Origin of the sequence: Bradyrhizobium sp. 197, from assembly GCF_023073375.1 — a bacterium.
Classification (GTDB): Bacteria; Pseudomonadota; Alphaproteobacteria; order Rhizobiales; family Xanthobacteraceae; genus Bradyrhizobium.
This window is the reverse complement of record NZ_JADPJJ010000092.1, coordinates 448767-464124: the sequence shown is the minus strand read 5'-3', so window position 1 is coordinate 464124 and position 15358 is coordinate 448767. Positions and strand designations below refer to the sequence as shown.

At 64.0% G+C, this 15358-nt stretch carries 15 protein-coding genes; 8 read left to right on the top strand and 7 right to left on the bottom strand.

Translation table 11 applies throughout. The features are described 5' to 3' along the window. Positions 1–33: 33 nt before the first annotated feature. Entirely contained in the window at positions 34–918 is an 885-nt protein-coding gene (locus tag IVB27_RS22710; RefSeq protein WP_247348595.1) for a LysR family transcriptional regulator, read from the bottom strand. A 113-nt stretch (positions 919–1031) separates the two neighbouring features. On the opposite strand from IVB27_RS22710, the gene IVB27_RS22705 reads away from it, so the two are divergent. The 4 genes from IVB27_RS22705 (at position 1032) to IVB27_RS22690 (ending at position 5201) form a co-directional block, all read left to right on the top strand. Then, positions 1032–2396 (top strand): FAD-dependent oxidoreductase, encoded by a 1365-nt coding sequence (locus tag IVB27_RS22705; RefSeq protein WP_247445421.1) that lies wholly within the window; start codon positions 1032–1034, stop codon positions 2394–2396. Between the two features lie 54 nt (positions 2397–2450). Then, positions 2451–3455 carry an ABC transporter substrate-binding protein gene (locus IVB27_RS22700; RefSeq protein WP_247445420.1) on the top strand — a complete coding sequence of 335 codons (1005 nt, stop codon included), beginning with the start codon at positions 2451–2453 and terminating at the stop codon, positions 3453–3455. A 155-nt stretch (positions 3456–3610) separates the two neighbouring features. Next, positions 3611–4384, top strand: a complete 774-nt coding sequence (locus IVB27_RS22695; RefSeq protein WP_247445419.1) for an ABC transporter ATP-binding protein — start codon at positions 3611–3613, stop codon at positions 4382–4384. After that, complete coding sequence (locus tag IVB27_RS22690; protein ID WP_247445418.1) at positions 4377–5201, top strand: ABC transporter permease; 825 nt, start codon at positions 4377–4379, stop codon at positions 5199–5201. Before IVB27_RS22695 ends, IVB27_RS22690 begins: the two co-directional genes overlap by 8 nt. Before the next feature lie 28 nt (positions 5202–5229). Here the strand turns inward: IVB27_RS22690 and gtdA are convergent, their stop codons facing one another. Next, on the bottom strand, positions 5230–6270 hold the full coding sequence (gene gtdA, locus IVB27_RS22685) for a gentisate 1,2-dioxygenase (protein ID WP_247445417.1): 1041 nt from the start codon (positions 6268–6270) through the stop codon (positions 5230–5232). 90 nt (positions 6271–6360) lie between these two features. Here gtdA and maiA point away from each other — a divergent pair, with 90 nt between their 5' ends. Then, a complete protein-coding gene (gene maiA / locus IVB27_RS22680; RefSeq protein ID WP_247445416.1) occupies positions 6361–6993 on the top strand; it encodes a maleylacetoacetate isomerase in 633 nt (210 codons plus the stop codon). Continuing rightward, positions 6983–7492 (top strand): MarR family winged helix-turn-helix transcriptional regulator, encoded by a 510-nt coding sequence (locus IVB27_RS22675; RefSeq protein ID WP_247445415.1) that lies wholly within the window; start codon positions 6983–6985, stop codon positions 7490–7492. The genes maiA and IVB27_RS22675 overlap by 11 nt, the downstream gene beginning before the upstream one ends. A gap of 47 nt (positions 7493–7539) precedes the next feature. On the opposite strand, the gene IVB27_RS22670 is transcribed toward IVB27_RS22675, so the two are convergent. From IVB27_RS22670 to IVB27_RS22650, 5 genes are all read right to left on the bottom strand, one after another. Further along, a complete protein-coding gene (locus IVB27_RS22670; protein ID WP_247445414.1) occupies positions 7540–9153 on the bottom strand; it encodes a benzoate-CoA ligase family protein in 1614 nt (537 codons plus the stop codon). Beyond that, complete coding sequence (locus tag IVB27_RS22665) at positions 9150–10289, bottom strand: FAD-dependent monooxygenase (protein WP_247348608.1); 1140 nt, start codon at positions 10287–10289, stop codon at positions 9150–9152. Before IVB27_RS22665 ends, IVB27_RS22670 begins: the two co-directional genes overlap by 4 nt. A 193-nt stretch (positions 10290–10482) precedes the next feature. Then, a complete protein-coding gene (locus IVB27_RS22660; protein WP_247445413.1) occupies positions 10483–10698 on the bottom strand; it encodes a hypothetical protein in 216 nt (71 codons plus the stop codon). 109 nt (positions 10699–10807) lie between these two features. After that, complete coding sequence (locus IVB27_RS22655; RefSeq protein WP_247445412.1) at positions 10808–11620, bottom strand: cysteine rich repeat-containing protein; 813 nt, start codon at positions 11618–11620, stop codon at positions 10808–10810. Positions 11621–11858: 238 nt separating this feature from the next. Next, on the bottom strand, positions 11859–12860 hold the full coding sequence (locus tag IVB27_RS22650) for an NADP-dependent oxidoreductase (protein WP_247445411.1): 1002 nt from the start codon (positions 12858–12860) through the stop codon (positions 11859–11861). A gap of 210 nt (positions 12861–13070) precedes the next feature. Between IVB27_RS22650 and IVB27_RS22645 the strand changes: the two genes are divergently transcribed. Further along, a complete protein-coding gene (locus tag IVB27_RS22645; protein ID WP_247348621.1) occupies positions 13071–14366 on the top strand; it encodes a dicarboxylate/amino acid:cation symporter in 1296 nt (431 codons plus the stop codon). A 13-nt stretch (positions 14367–14379) separates the two neighbouring features. Continuing rightward, positions 14380–15300 carry an amino acid ABC transporter substrate-binding protein gene (locus IVB27_RS22640; RefSeq protein ID WP_247445410.1) on the top strand — a complete coding sequence of 307 codons (921 nt, stop codon included), beginning with the start codon at positions 14380–14382 and terminating at the stop codon, positions 15298–15300. Positions 15301–15358: the final 58 nt, after the last annotated feature.

Below are 15358 nucleotides of genomic sequence, written 5' to 3'. Positions count from 1 at the left end.
CGCGCTACGGCCTCGCGCACTTGGCGCAACTTCTCATAACGACGTCGCGAGGGACGTTTTTAGCAGTGTGAGCAGCGCCTGCACCGCGGCCGCATTGCGCCGCCGCTCGGGGATTGCGGCCTTCACCCACAATTCCGGGATCGGAAAGTCGCGCAGCACCGGTTTGAGCGTGCCGTCGCGTAACGCGTCCGCGACGAGATAATGCGACATCAACGCGATGCCGTTGCCCGCGATCGCGCTGCGCGCCAGCACATGGCCCTCGTTGGAGGAGAGCAGCGGGCTGACCTGGATGCTGATGCGGCCGCGCGGGCCGTCAAAAATCCACTCCGGCCCCGTCGGCAGAAAGCTGAGGCAGCGATGCTCGACGAGATCGCGCGGATGCTTTGGCGTTCCGTGTTTCTTCAGATAGGCAGGTGAAGCACAGAGCAGCCGCTTCAGTGCACACAAGGGCTCGTCCACTACGCCGCCGAAGGAGTGCGGGAAGGCGCCGATGGCGATGTCGAAGCCTTCAGTCACCGGATCGACGGGACGGTCGATCAGGACGATTTCGAGTTTCAGCTTCGGGTTTTGGGTCTGGAACGCGCTGAACACATCGGCAAGCCGGGCGATGGTCAGCGATGTCGGTGCCTTGATACGCAAATGATCGATAAGATCATGGCCCTTCTCGCCCATGCGCGACAGGAGATCGCCGACATCGGCGACCACGCTGCGCGCCCGGTGGACATATTCTTGGCCAGCCGCGGTCAGGCGCAATTGACGCGTCGAGCGATGAAACAGCGGCGTGCCGATCCGCGTCTCCAATTGGGTGACCCGCTTCGCGACCACCGAAGTCGCGACATTGAGCTTTCTTGCCGCGGCGGAAAATCCGGCCGCGTCCGCGGTGGCGAGGAACGCCTGAAGGTTTACCAGGATGTCCATCTCCGGCCTTTCGCGATTCGAGAACGGTGATCGCTTATTTTGGCAGATTGTAGCCCGGCCCGCGTTAATTCATAGTCCGGCCCAAGCAAGAGATTTTGGGAGCAGGACGCGCCATGCAGGTCATGACGATCGAAGAACCGGCACGCCAGGTGCCGCTCTACGGCGAATATGAAGTGGTCGTGCTCGGCGGCGGTCCGGCCGGCATCGTGGCGGCGGCATCGGCGGCGCGCGCGGGGCGGAAGACGCTCTTGATCGAGCGTTACGGCTTCCTTGGCGGCATGGGCACCGCCGCAGGCGTCACCAATTTTTGTGGTTTGCACGGCAATGTCTACGGCCAGGCCCACAGGCTGGTACAGGGCATGGCGTCCGAGCTGCTGGCGCGGATCGATCATTTGAAAGGCCTCAACGCACCGCATCTGATTCTCGGCAAGGTCTTCGCCCAGGCTTACGACACCGCCGCCTACAAGATCGCGGCCGACCAACTGCTCGCCAGCCACAAGGTGCACATCCTCTTCCACGCGCTTGGTGCCGGCGTGGTGATGGGCGATAACAGCCGCATCGACGCACTGATGGTCGAGACCAAGGCGGGCCGGCAGGCGGTGCGATCAGAGATTTTCATTGATTGCTCGGGGGACGGCGATCTCGCGGTCTGGGCCGGCGTGCCGTTCGAATTCGGCGACGAACACGGCCATCCGATGTACCCCTCGATGATGCTCCGTCTCAACGGCATCGATCCAGAGAAGGCGGGCGAGGCATGGCGGACCATCCCGCAATTGATGGAGAAGGCCACCGCCGCCGGCACGCACACATTCCCGCGCAAAAGCGCGATCGTGCGCCCGCAGAAGTCCGGCATCGAATGGCGGGTGAACTTTACGCAAGTGGCGCGGGAGGACGGCCACGCCATCAACGGCATCGAGCCTGATGACCTTACCCGCGGCGAGATCGAAGGCCGCAAGCAGGCGCTCGCCGCCTTCGAATTCCTGCGCACCGTGCCGGGCTTTGAAAAATCCTATATCGTCGATTTGCCGCCGCAGCTCGGCATCCGCGAGACCCGCCGCATCACCGGCGGCTACCAGCTCAGCGGCGAGGACGTGCTCGGCTGCGCCTCGTTTGACGATTCCATCGGCGTCAACGGCTGGCCGATCGAGGCCCATGTTCCCGGCGACGTCGTCTTCACCTTCCCGCCAATCCCGGAATCGCGCGGCTATAACGAGTTGCCTTACCGTATGCTGGTGCCCGAAGGTGTCGACAATCTGCTGGTCGCCGGCCGCTGCGCCTCGATGACCCATGAGGGCCAGTCCGCGGCCCGGGTCTCCGGTGCCTGTTTCGTGATGGGGGAGGCGGCCGGTTCCGCCGCGGCGCTGGCGCTGTCCGGAAACCGGATCCCGCGTGACATCCCGGTTGAAAAGCTGCAGGAAACGTTGAAACAACAGGGCGCCTTCATCGGCCGGGACCAGCCCGTGCCCGAAGGGCTCTGACGGGCTGCAAAAACGACCAAGAGTACGACCAAAAGAACCACTGGAGGAAACGGGATGATCGGGATTGTGCGGCTCGCGCTAGCTAGCCTGGTGGCGATCACAGCGATGGGCACGGCCCGGGCCGAGGACGCGCTTAAGGCCAGGATCGGCGTGCTCCGCCTGTCGTCCTCCGCGCCCGTCTTCATCGCGCAGGACAAGGGCTATTTCCGCGAGGCCGGCCTCGACGTCGAGCTGAAATTCTTCGATGCGGCGCAGCCGATCGCGGTGGCCACCACCTCCGGCGACATCGATTTCGGCGTCACCGCCTTCACGGCTGGTCTCTACAATCTCGCCGGCAAGGGCGTGGTGAAGGTGATCGGCGGCATGAGCCGCGAGAAGGCCGGCTATCCCCTGATCGGCTATTTCGCCAGCAACAACGCCTATGCCGCCGGGCTGAAGACGCCGAAGGATCTCGCGGGCAAGCGCGTGGCGATGACGCAGGTCGGCTCTTCATTTCACTACTCGCTCGGCCTGCTCGCTGACAAATATGGTTTCAAGCTCGCCGAGGTGAAGATCGTGCCGCTGCAATCGCTCTCGAATGCGGCGGCCGCGCTGAAGGGCGAGACTGTGGATGCAGCACTGCTGCCGATCTCGACGGCGCGAAAGCTGATGGACGAAGGCGGCGCGAAGTTTCTCGGCTGGGTCGGCGACGAGACACCCTGGCAATTGGGCGCGGTGTTCGCTTCGCCGAAGACGCTGACCAACAAGGTGCTGGTGACGAAGCTGCTCGGCGCTTTAGCAAAGGCCGATCGCGAATATCACGACGTCATTCTTGCCGCGATGAAGGACGGCGTCGCGCCGATCAACGAGCAGACAAAGCCGCTGCTGGAGATCATCGCAAAGTACACCAATTTGCCGGTGGAGCAGGTGGTCGGCAATTGCGCCTATATCGATCCCGACGGCAAGCTCGACGTCAAGAACGTCGACAACCAGATCAAATGGCTCCAGGAGCAGGGCTTTGCCGACAAGGGCTTTGATGCGAATGCGATCATCGCCAAGGACTTTGTGAAGGCGGATTGATTGATGCGCGCGCTGTTCCAAATCCGTCATCCTGAGGTGCTCGCGAAGCGAGCCTCGAAGGATGCACGGCCCGGATGCAGCCGGGCCGTCGCCCTTCGAGGCCTACGCTTCGCTCCGGCACCTCAGGGTGACGGAAGGAGGACGGGGAGTTTCCCATGGACCTGATCGCCAACCACATCACCCATCGCTTCGCCGATCTCGCCGTGCTCGACGACGTCTCGTTCACCGTCAGCGCCGGAGAGGTGGTGGCGATCGTGGGGCCCTCGGGCTGCGGCAAGAGCACGCTGCTGTCGATCCTCGGTGGGCTGTTGCTGCCGACCTCCGGCGCGCCCGAGCTGCGCGGCGCGCCGCCGGCGGACAGTCTCAATCCGCTCACTTTTGTGTTCCAGGACTTCGCGCTGCTGCCCTGGGCAACGGTCGAGGAGAACGTCGAATTTCCGCTGCTGCACACCCAGCTCTCGGCCGCACAGCGCCGCGCGCTGGTCGACGATGCCTTGCGCCGCACCGGCCTGACCGATTTTCGCAAGGCCTATCCAAAACAGCTTTCAGGCGGCATGCGCCAGCGCGTCGGCATCTCGCGTGCGCTTGCGGTCAGGCCTGCCATTCTCCTGATGGACGAGCCGTTGTCGGCGCTGGATTCGCAGACCCGCGAACTGCTGATGGAGGATTTCGTCCGGCTGCTCGCCGATGGCGGCATGGGCGCGGTCTATGTCACCCATAATCTCGAAGAGGCGGCGCGGCTTGCCGACCGCATCGTGGTGCTGTCGCGGCGTCCCGGCCGCATTCGCGAGGTCGTGAGCGTGCCGATGACGCGCGCCGAACGCGGTGAAATTGCAGCCCGTGAAAAGCTGCTCGCGCTTCAGAACCAGATCTGGTCGCTGATCCGCAACGAGGCGATCGATGCCGAGCGCGAGGTCCAGCATGCTTGATCGCGCTCCGGCGGGAACATCTGCGAAGGATGAAGTGGTCCGGCGCGTCCGCTTTCGCGGCGCCGGCTTCGTGCCGGCGAGCAGCCGTTTCGGCGGCTGGATCGCGCTCGCGCTGGTCATTGCGATCTGGCAGGCTGCCGGCAGCACCGGTCTCGTCAATCCGCTGTTCCTGCCGGCGCCGTCGGCGATCGCGCGGGCGATCTACCAGCTCGCGATCTCGGGCGCGCTGTGGCAGCATCTGTCCGCCTCGCTCCTGCGCATCGGTGTCGGCTGGCTGCTCGGCACGGCGGCCGGTGTCGCCGTCGGCTTTGCCATCGGTCTGTCGCGGCTGGCGCGCAGCGTCGGCATTACTTTCATCTCGGCGCTGTTCCCGATCCCGAAGATCGCGCTGTTGCCGCTGTTGATTCTCTGGCTCGGCATCGGCGAAGAGCCGAAGATCGCGACCATTGCGCTCGGTGTGTTCTTCTCGACTGCAATCTCGGTCTATAGCGGCGTCGATGCAGTGCCGCGCAACCTCATCCGCATGGCGCAGAGCTTCAACGTGCCGTTCGCGACCATCGTGCGCAAGGTGGTGTGGCCCGGCGCACTGCCCGCGATCCTCGCCGGCTTCCGCATCACGTCGTCGGTGGCGCTGCTGCTCGTCGTCAGCGCCGAGATGATCGGCGCACAGTACGGCATTGGCGCGTTCGTGTTGCAGGCCGGCAACCTGATGCAGACGGATCAGCTCTTGGCGGGTGTGGTGATCCTGTCGGTGTTTGGGTTGGTGGTGGGCAGGGTGATCAACTGGCTGGAGACGCGGCTGCTGCACTGGCGGTAGCTGCAATGGCCGCAGCCCTACGAGGACCTCACGCGTTCCCGCGATCCTCGCGAAACAAGTCCAGCTTCTGCTGCACGGGTCGATCCGAGAAGCTGAACAGCACCGCATCCATGTCAGCCTCGTGCGTGACCCACTGCCAGCTCGGCACCACGAACAAATCGCGCGGGCCCCATTCGAAGGTCGCATCGCCGATGCGCGTGCGGCCATGGCCTTCGATCGGACAGAACACCGTCGCGTCGGTCGCGCGATAGCGCGCGGACTTGAAACCCTTCGGCAGCAGCTGGATGAACGTGCCGATGGTCGGCATCGCGAAATCGCCGGTTTCGGGGTTGCTGAACTTCAGCTTCAGCCCGTGACATGCGTCCCACTCCTGGCTCGTGCGAGCCTTTTCCAGTGCCTCCCGCGTGTAGGCGTAGGGGTAGCTGAAGATCGGCGAGGTCTTTGAGCTCCTTTTCACGTCGACCGGCAGCAGATTGTGGCCGTAGCGCGCAAAGCTGTCGCCGGCGGGCCGCGTGATCTTCTGCTGATCCTCCTTGGAGCCTTCCGCGAAAGAGCAATCGAAGAACTGCACCAGGGGAATATCGAGGCCGTCGAGCCAGAACATCGGCTCGTCCGTCTCGTTGGAATGATCGTGCCAGGTCATCGACGGCGTGATGATGAAATCGCCGGGCTCCATCGCAGTGCGCTCGCCGTCGACCGCAGTGTGGGCGCCCTTGCCTTCGAGCACGAAGCGTAGCGCCGACTGGCTGTGCCGGTGCGCGGGCGCGACGTCGCCGGGCACCACCATCTGCACGCCGGCATAGAGCGACGTCGTGATTTTCGACTGCCCGCGCAGGCCGGGGTTCTCCAGCACCAGCACACGCCGCTCGGCTTCTTTTGCGGTGATCAGCTTGCCGGCTTCGGTCATGTAGTCGCGGATGATGTCGAACTTCCACAGATGCGGCCGGCAGGGGCTCTTCGGCTCCGGCGTGATCAAATCGCTTATCACCGTCCACAACGCGGTGAGATTCTCGCCGTCGATCTTTTTGTAGAACGCCTCGCGTTCCGGCGTCTTGGTCGCGGCTTCCATGGTGCGGCTCCCGTTCGTTTTGTTGATTGACAGTATACTTACGATCTAGGTAGCGTCAACTTGACGAAAAGGAACGACAGGGAGGTCTCGATGAAGCTGCACGGATATTTTCGCTCCAGCGCCGCCTACCGGGTGCGGATCGCGCTGAACCTCAAGGGCCTCGGTGCCGAGCACCTGCCGCATCACCTTCGCAAAGGCGAGCAATGTGCGCCGGCCTATCTCGCGATCAATCCGCAGGGCCTGGTGCCCGCGTTGGAGAATGACGCGGGTGCAGTGCTGACCCAATCGGTCGCCATTATCGAATGGCTCGACGAAACCCATCCTCATTCGCCGCTGCTGCCGAAGGATATTTTACAGCGCGCCAAGGTGAGGGCATTCGCGCTGGCGATCGCTTGCGATACTCATCCCGTGCAGAATTTGAAGGTGCTGGCGCGGCTGCGCGAGCTTGGGCTGCCGGAGGAGAAGGTTCAGGACTGGGCGGCGTGGGTCAACCGTGAGGGGCTCTCGGCCTGCGAAACGCTGATCAGGGCCGAGCCGGGGCCGTTCTGCTTCGGCGATGTGCCGACGCTCGCCGATCTCTGCCTCGTGCCGCAGCTCGCCAACGCCCGCCGCTTCGGTGTCGATGTCACCGCCTATCCGCGTTTGCTCGAGGCGGAAGCCGCCGCAAAAGCGCTGCCGGCGTTCGCGAACGCCGCGCCGGAGAAGCAGCCCGATGCCGAGTAAGCCGCCTCCGATCACGATAGACGCTGTCTATGCCGCGCCGGGCTATCTGTTCCGGCGCATGCAGCAGATCGCGGTCTCGATCTTCATGGAGGAGTGCAAGGCGTTCGACCTCACGCCGGTGCAATATGCGGCGCTGATCGCGATCCACACCCATCCCGGCATCGACGCGACGCGGCTGTCTGCGGTGATCGCCTTCGACCGCTCGACGCTCGGCAGCGTGATCGAGCGGCTTCAGGCCAAGGATTTTGTCGAGCGCAGGCCGGCGCTGGAAGACAAACGGATCAAGCTGCTCTATTTGACCAAATCAGGCGCGGCGATCCTGCGCGAGATCTTCCCCGCCGTGGAGCGCGCCCAAGCGCGGATGCTGGAGCCGCTCAAGCCGGCCGACCGCAAGGCGCTGATGGGGCTCCTGGTGCAGCTCGTTGAGCTCAACAACGACGCGTCGCGGGTGCCGCTACGGGCGGAGGATGCGCGGGAGCATTTGGGGAAGACGGGGTAAGGGGGGCTCGGCGGGGACGACACTGAGTATGTGGTCGCGCCGTCCCCTCACATCCGCAACAACGCCTGCCGGTCGATCTTCCCCGTCCCGGTCTTTGGCAGCTCGTCGATGAAAATCACCTCGCGCGGATATTTGTAAGGCAGCAGCTTACTCTTCACATAATCCTGGAGCCGCCGTGTCGTCTCGCGCTGATCGGCGGCGCGGCTGTTCATCACCACGACCGCCTTCAGCATCATGCGCCGGTCCGGCAGCTCGGCGGCGAACACAGCGCACTCCCGGATATCGGGGTGATCGGCGAGGCACAGCTCGACCTCGAGCGGATAGACCCACTGGCCGGAGATCTTGATGAGATCATCGGCGCGGCCGCGGAAGAAGTGGAAGCCATCGGCATCGCGGACGAAGCGGTCGCCGGTGTCGATCCAGCCGCCCTCGCGAATGGTTTCGGCGGATTTGTCCGGCCGGTTCCAGTACAGCGGCGTGTTGGAATCGCCGCGCACCCACAAGATGCCTTCCTCGTCGTCGGCGACATCGCGGCCGTCCTTGTCGCGTAGCGCGACCTCGTAGCCGGGCACGCGCAGGCCGGCGGCGCCGAGCTTCTTCCGCTCGGGGCGGTTGGAGAGATAGATGTGCAGCACCTCGGTCGAGCCGAGGCCTTCGAGGATATCGAGACCGGTGAGCGTCTTCCAGCCGTTGAAAACTTCGGCCGAGAGCACCTCGGCGGCCGAGAGCGCCATGCGCAGCGACGAGAAGTCGGTCTTGCCGGCACCGTCGGCCTTGGTCAGTGAGGTATAGAGCGTCGGCAGGCCGAAGAAGACCGTCGGCCTGTACTGCTCGATCGCCGAAAAGATCGCCGCAGGCTTGGGCTGGCCCGGTAGCAGCAGCGTCGTCGCGCCTGCCGTGAACGGGAAGGTGATCGAGTTGCCAAAGCCATAGGCGAAGAAGATTTTTGGCACCGAGAAGCAGATGTCATCCGGCATCAGCTTCAAGACGTTCTGCGCGAAGGCGGCCTCGCTATAGGCCATGTCGTGCTGGAGATGCACGATGCCCTTGGGCCGGCCGGTGGATCCGGATGAGTACATCCACAACGCCATCTCGTTGCGATGCGTGTCGGCTTCCGCGAGTTCGGCCGGAAATTGCGCGAGCCAGCCGGCGGCAGAAACGGCGTTCGGCGCGGCGTGATCGCCCACCGCGCCATTGACGACGACCAGGGTGTGCAGGGCCGTGTCCTTGCAGGCCTCGGCGTTGAAACGTGCACCGAACTCGGCATCCGCCACCGCGACAGCCGCGCCGGAATCGGCGAGATAGAATTGCAGCAGATCCGGCGGCGTCAGCGTGTTGATCAGCAGCGGCACGAAGCCGGCGCGCACTGCTCCGAAGAACGCGGCGGGATAGGCCGGAGTGTCATCGAGGAACAGCAGCACGCGATCGCCGCGCTTGAGGCCCAGCGAGGCAAAGCCGTTGCCCCAGCGGCAAGCCTCCGTGCAGAGTTCGGTATAAGTGCGCGTACCCGCGGGACCGATGAGTGCGACCTTGTCGCCGCATCCTCTCGCGAGATTGTCGAACAGCACGCGGCTGGCATTGTAGACCTGCGGAATGGCGAAGCCGATCTCGCGGGCGCCCGCGCCGTCCGCGGGCACCTGGTCGCGAATCTCATTACTCATGCCTCATCCCCGCCGTTCCTGGCGGCTTCGTAGCGCGCCATGAAGCCCGGCGACATCGCGCGCAGGCGAGAGTCGTCGATGCGGCCCGAACGGGTGATGTAGCTGTAGGCAAAGTCCATCAAGCCCTGCTGCATGTGCTGGGCAAAGTGCTCATACCAGAACGAGCTCGTCCGCGCGGCGTTGACGAGCTTCTGCACCACCGGTTTGCGCGCGGCCTGGTAGCGATGCAAAGCGGTTGAAAGATGGGCGTCCGATTCCAGCGCCTTGACCAGCGCAATGGCGTCCTCGATCGCGAGCCGCGTGCCCGAACCGATCGAGAAATGCGCCGAGTGCAGGGCGTCGCCGAGCAGCACCATGTTCTTGAACGACCAGTGCTCGTTCCAGACCCAGGGGAAATTGCGCCAGACCGATTTGTTGGAGACCAGCGAGCGGCCGCCCAGCGTGTCTGCAAACACCTCCTCGCACACGCCCTTGGACTGCTCGACGTCCCTGTAGGCGAAGCCGTAGGCCTGCCAGGTCGCGTGGTCGCATTCGACCAGGAAGGTGCTCATGGTCGGCGAGTAGCGGTAGTGGTGGGCGTTGAAGGCGCCGCGGTCGGTCTTGACGAAAGTCTGCGACAGCGTGTCGAAGCGCTTCGAGGTGCCGTACCAGACGAACTTGTTGGAGGAGTAGGACAGCGAGGTGCCGAAATCGCCTTCGAAGGCACGCCGAACCAGCGAGTTCAGCCCGTCGGCGGCGACGATCAGATCGTGGCCGTTGAGCTGGTCGATCGCATGAATTGGTGTGTCGAAGCGCGGCGTGACCCCGGCATCGATCGCGCGCTGCTGGAGGAACTGCAGGAGTTCGAGCCGACCGATCGAGGAGAAGCCGACACCGTCGATGGCGACGCTGTCGCCATGCAAATTGAGCGTGATGTTCTCCCAGCTCTCCATGTGCGGCGCGATCGCGTCGACCGTCTCGGGGTCGTCGGCACGCAAAAATTCCAGCGCCTGGTCGGAGAACACGACGCCAAAGCCCCAGGTCGCGTCGGCCGGGTTCTGTTCGAACAGGTCGACCTGATCCTCGGGGTGACGCTTCTTCCAGAGATAGGCGAAGTAGAGCCCACCGGGCCCCCCGCCAATCACGGCGATCCGCAACGTCTGCCTCCCTGATTGACAGTATGCTTACTATCTAGGGGAACACTAATGTCCTCCGACGTCCTGCGCCAGCGGAATTATCGGCAAAATGCCTGGCGTGCCGAAGCCTATGCCCGGACACGCGCTTGGCGCGCGTCCGAAGCAGTACGTTGCGAAGCATAGCCAAACCGCGCCGGCTTGGCCATCCGCACCGTCAGACGCAGCGCTTTACGTAGACCCCGTTGACCAGCACCCTGGTGCAGCGGACCACCGGAACCGGCTTGCGGACCACGACGGCCGCATTCGGACCGGCGCAGCCAGCGCGATAGACGCCGCGAGCGCACACCACTGCATTGGCATCGGTGGCTTCAAAGGTCATGGTCGCGGCGAAGGCGAGGAGTGCCGAGGCGGTGAGTAGGGATGAACGCATGTCTTCCTCCCGGTGTTGTCGTCATTGAAATCGGATATCGGCAATGGTCGCGATTGTCGTTGCAGGCGTGCGAGAACGGTGCACGCCGTCAGATGTTGATGGCACGCTTCTAGCGTGCAGCGAACGGCGCCAGCACATCCTTGCATCCGGGCGACAGCGACGCGGCGTTGCTGGCGATGCACTGTACGATGCGACCGCCGCCGGGCGCGACGCCGGCGCAGAGCGTGCGGATGTCGGCGCCGCAGGCGGAGCGAACGATCAACAGCTCTTCGCGCGGCCGCAGCGGGCGCAGCACGATCACGGCCGGCGCGGCTGCCGGTGCTGCTGCCGCCGGAGGAGCTGTGCCGACAGGCGCCGCCGTTGCCGCTGCGCCGCCACCGGCCGCAGCGGTCACGGCCTTCTCGCAGGCCGGCGAAACCTTTGCCTTGTTCTTCTCCAGGCATTCGAGCGCGGGCGCGCCGCCCGGCGGCACGCTGGCGCACACCTTGGGGTAATCGGCGCGGCATGCGCTCTTGACCGCCGCAACCTGAGCGCTGCTCGGCGGCTTGGCCGCAGCAGCCTTCGGCGCGGCTGCGGCGGCAGGCTTTTCGACGGGGGCGGATTCAGCCTTCGCCGCGGAAGGCGCAGTTTCCGCCTTGGGCGCAGCTTCGGTCTTGGGCGCCGCAGCGGGCTCGACCGCGCGCACCGCAGTCTGGCATCCCGATGACAGGCCGGACATGTTCTTCTGGAGGCATTGATACGCCTCCACGCCGCCGGGCGTGACGCTCGCGCAATGCGCCATGAAGTCCGAGCGGCACGCGGACCGGATGGCGCTCTTCTGGGCGTCGGTCGGCGCCTGCGCGAATGCGCCTGTTGCAGTTGCGAAGAGCGCTGCCGCCAACATCGCGCTACGCGTTGAGACATGTTTCAAAATGTTGAACATTTGGCTGAATTCCTGCCCTGTCGGTAACGCCGACGATTTTAAAACGTGATGCAAACGCAATCGCCGCGAGTGATGCCTCGCGACAGTATCTTTGGCCGCTTTGGCCACTACCGCAAGTAGATATTACCTGCGCAATTGCGACGTAACTAAAGCATGATCCGGAAAAGTGTGCAGCGGTTTTCCCTCGCGACAAACGCGGAACGCGTTTGCGCGGAGATCATGCTCAAACAATACGTCGTCAGAGCTTGACCATGCGCTTGCCGCGGTTCTCGCCCGCAAGCAATCCGATCAGCGCCTTCGGCGTGTTCTCCAATCCGTCGATGATATCTTCCTGCACCTTTAACTTGCCGGATGCGACCCAGGCCTGGAGTTCGGCGAGCGCACGCTGGCTCTCCTTCATGTAGTCCATCACGATGAAGCCCTGCATGACGAGCCGCTTCACCACGATCAAGCCGGGCACACCGCGCGGGCCGTGTGCCGAGGGCGCGCCGTCATATTGCGAGATCGCGCCGCAACAGGCGATGCGGCCGTAATTGTTCATCTGCGGCAGGCAGGCTTCGAGAATGTCGCCGCCGACATTGTCGAAATAGACGTCGATCCCCTTGGGCGCCGCCGCGCGCAACGCCTTGAACACCGCGCCGTCCTTGTAATCCACGGCGGCATCGAAGCCGAGTTCGGAGGTCAGCCAGTTGCACTTGTCGGCGCCGCCGGCGATGCCGACCACGCGGCATCCCCTGATCTTCGCGATCTGCCCGACGATCGAGCCCACCGAGCCTGCCGCCGCGGACACGACGACCGTCTCGCCTTGCTTCGGCTTGCCGATCTCCAGCAGGCCGAAATAGGCGGTGAGCCCGGCGATGCCGAACACGCTGAGCAAATGCGTCATAGGTTCGAGCTTCGGCATCTTGGTGAGGTGCTTCGCCGGCACGGCGGCAAACTCCTGCCAGCCGGTGTCGCCGAACACGATGTCGCCCGGCGCGAGCCCGGGCGCCTTCGAGCTGACGACCTCGGCGATGCCGCCGCCGGCCATCACGCTGTTGGCCTCGACGGCGGATCGATAGGTCGCGCCATGCATCCAGGCGCGGTTGGCGGCATCGAGCGAGATATAACGCACGCGCAGCAAAGCCTCGCCGTCCTTCGGCTCCGGCATTGCACCCTCGACCATCTTGAAATGTTCGGGACCGAGCTTGCCGCTGGGCTTTTCCACCAGAAGAATCTGGCGATTGACGCTGCCGCTCATGGTGTTTCCTCTTCGTTTGTTTGGCGATTATTGATGCAGCCGCCGCAAAGAAAACGTGCAGGCCGCATTCGTTGTGCGCTGCATGAAGGCTAGATCGCGGGCGCCAGTTCCGCAACGGGAAGATCCCGTCATTGCGAGCACACGCAAAGCGTGTTGCTTCGTTGTCATATCTGCGACATCATGAAGCGGCCGGTGTCGTGGGGGTAACCAATGTCGAACAGGTTCACGCAATACATTCTGGCGGCGATGGCTCTGGGCATCGTCATGGGCTCGGCGATCTACAATTTCATGCCGGATACGCGCGGGGACTGGGCCTCCTCCATCAATCTGATCGCAGTGATCTTCCTGCGCCTGATCAAGATGATCATCGCGCCGCTGGTGTTCGCGACCCTGGTCGGCGGCATCGCCCATATGGGCTCCGGCTCCAAGCTCGGCCGCATCTTCGCCAAGACCATGGGCTGGTTCGTCAGCGCGTCCTTCGTCTCGCTGATGCTCGGCCTCGTGATGGTCAATCTGCTTCAGCCCGGCGCCAATTTCCCCGGCACGCTGCCGGACAAGGGACAGTCTACGGGTTTGCCGGTCTCGGCGTTCTCGATCGAGAAATTCCTGACCCATCTGATCCCGACCTCGATCGCGGACGCGATGGCGCAGAACGAGATTCTCCAGATCGTGATCTTCGCCGTGTTCTTCTCGGTGGCGATGGGCTCGATGCCCGAGCGCTCCAAGCCGATCCTGGCGCTGATCGACGATATCGGCCACATCATGCTCAAGGTGACGAGCTATGTGATGCTGTTCGCGCCGATCGCGGTGTGGGCCGCCATCACCGCGACCGTGGCCAAGAACGGCCTGCTGGTGCTCTGGAAGCTCATCGTCTTCATGGGCGGCTTCTATCTCTCGCTCATGATCCTGTGGGGCATCCTCGTGGTGGTCGGCTTCATCGTGATCGGGCCGCGCTACAGCCATCTGCTGAAGCTGATCCGCGAGCCGCTGATGATCGCGTTCTCCACCGCGAGCTCGGAAGCGGCGTACCCGAAGACGCTGGAGGGGCTGAACAAGTTCGGCGCCTCCTCGCGAATATCGAGCTTCGTGCTGCCGCTCGGCTATTCCTTCAATCTTGACGGCACGATGATGTACTGCACCTTCGCCAGTATCTTCATCGCGCAGACCTATCATATCGAGATGTCGCTCTCGACGCAGCTTGCGATGCTGGCGACGCTGATGATCACCTCCAAGGGCGTCGCCGGTGTGCCGCGCGCCTCTCTCGTGGTGATCGCCTCGACGCTGTCGCAGTTCGGCATTCCCGAGGCGGGTCTGCTGATGATCATGGGCATCGACACCTTCCTCGACATGGGCCGCAGCGCCACCAATGTGATCGGCAACACGCTCGCGACCTCGGTCGTGGCGAAGTGGGAAGGTGAGCTCGGCCCCGAGCACGAGCTTGGAGCGGGCGACGCCGTGCCGGGGGACATGATCCCCGGCGAAGTGCCTGCTATGGCCGGCCATTGACGGGAGGTGCATCATGCGCCCTTCAACGGTGATTTCGGGCGGCCTGTTGCTGACAGCGTGCCTGCTGGCAACGGGTGCCTCCGCCCAGACCGGCGGCAGCGAAGGGCTTAGCCCGACGCTGTCAGCCATCAAGAGCAGTCACACCGTGCGGCTCGGCTATCGCGAAAGCTCGCCGCCGTTCTCCTTCCTCGACCAGGCCAACCGGCCGATCGGCTACAGCCTCGAACTCTGCGAAGCTATCGTCGAGGAGATCGGCGTCGAGGTCGACGATCCCAATCTGAAGATCGGCTACGTGAAGGTCACCTCGGACGACCGCATCGACGCCGTGCTCCAGAACAAGATCGACCTGGAATGCGGCTCGACCACGGCCAATGCGGAGCGCGGCAAGCGCGTCGCCTTCTCGCCGCTGATGTTCGTCGCCGGTACCAAGCTGATGGTGCCGAAGGCATCAAGCGTCCAGTCGTTGACCGATCTGAAGGGCAAGACCATCGTGGTGACGAAGGGCACCACCAACGAGCAGGCGATCCAGGCGGCCGACAAGAAGTCCGCGTTGGGACTGACCATCGTTGTCGGTGCCGATCACGAACAGTCGTACCAGATGCTCGTCGACGGCAAGGCCGATGCCTTCGCGACCGACGATATCCTGCTGTCCGGCCTGATCGTGCGCCACAAGGCGCAGGACAAGTTCCGCGTCACCGGCGATTATTTGTCCTACGACCCCTACGGCATCATGTTCCGCAAGGGCGAACCGCAACTGACGGCCGTGGTCGATCGCACCTTCCGCAAACTGGGGTCCAACCACGACCTCGTCCCGCTCTACAACAAATGGTTCACCGCCAGGCTTCCGACCGGCGAACGGCTGAACGTGCCGATCTCGCTGCAACTGGAGGAAGCCTTCAAGGCGATGGACGATTCCGCGAGCGCGAATAATTAGCGCATGTGCGACGAGCGCCGCTGCGCCCTCTCCCCCTGTGGGAGGGGGTGGCTTCGCG

Excerpts from the sequence above, each read along its gene's own strand:
- IVB27_RS22710 (WP_247348595.1), bottom strand. The coding sequence starts at position 918 with ATGGACATCCTGGTAAACCTTCAGGCGTTCCTCGCCACCGCGGACGCG.
- IVB27_RS22655 (WP_247445412.1), bottom strand. The coding sequence starts at position 11,620 with ATGTTCAACATTTTGAAACATGTCTCAACGCGTAGCGCGATGTTGGCG.
- IVB27_RS22700 (WP_247445420.1), top strand. The coding sequence starts at position 2,451 with ATGATCGGGATTGTGCGGCTCGCGCTAGCTAGCCTGGTGGCGATCACA.
- IVB27_RS22650 (WP_247445411.1), bottom strand. The coding sequence starts at position 12,860 with ATGAGCGGCAGCGTCAATCGCCAGATTCTTCTGGTGGAAAAGCCCAGC.
- IVB27_RS22675 (WP_247445415.1), top strand. The coding sequence starts at position 6,983 with ATGCCGAGTAAGCCGCCTCCGATCACGATAGACGCTGTCTATGCCGCG.
- IVB27_RS22695 (WP_247445419.1), top strand. The coding sequence starts at position 3,611 with ATGGACCTGATCGCCAACCACATCACCCATCGCTTCGCCGATCTCGCC.
- IVB27_RS22640 (WP_247445410.1), top strand. The coding sequence starts at position 14,380 with ATGCGCCCTTCAACGGTGATTTCGGGCGGCCTGTTGCTGACAGCGTGC.
- IVB27_RS22705 (WP_247445421.1), top strand. The coding sequence starts at position 1,032 with ATGCAGGTCATGACGATCGAAGAACCGGCACGCCAGGTGCCGCTCTAC.
- maiA (WP_247445416.1), top strand. The coding sequence starts at position 6,361 with ATGAAGCTGCACGGATATTTTCGCTCCAGCGCCGCCTACCGGGTGCGG.
- IVB27_RS22660 (WP_247445413.1), bottom strand. The coding sequence starts at position 10,698 with ATGCGTTCATCCCTACTCACCGCCTCGGCACTCCTCGCCTTCGCCGCG.
- gtdA (WP_247445417.1), bottom strand. The coding sequence starts at position 6,270 with ATGGAAGCCGCGACCAAGACGCCGGAACGCGAGGCGTTCTACAAAAAG.
- IVB27_RS22645 (WP_247348621.1), top strand. The coding sequence starts at position 13,071 with ATGTCGAACAGGTTCACGCAATACATTCTGGCGGCGATGGCTCTGGGC.
- IVB27_RS22690 (WP_247445418.1), top strand. The coding sequence starts at position 4,377 with ATGCTTGATCGCGCTCCGGCGGGAACATCTGCGAAGGATGAAGTGGTC.
- IVB27_RS22670 (WP_247445414.1), bottom strand. The coding sequence starts at position 9,153 with ATGAGTAATGAGATTCGCGACCAGGTGCCCGCGGACGGCGCGGGCGCC.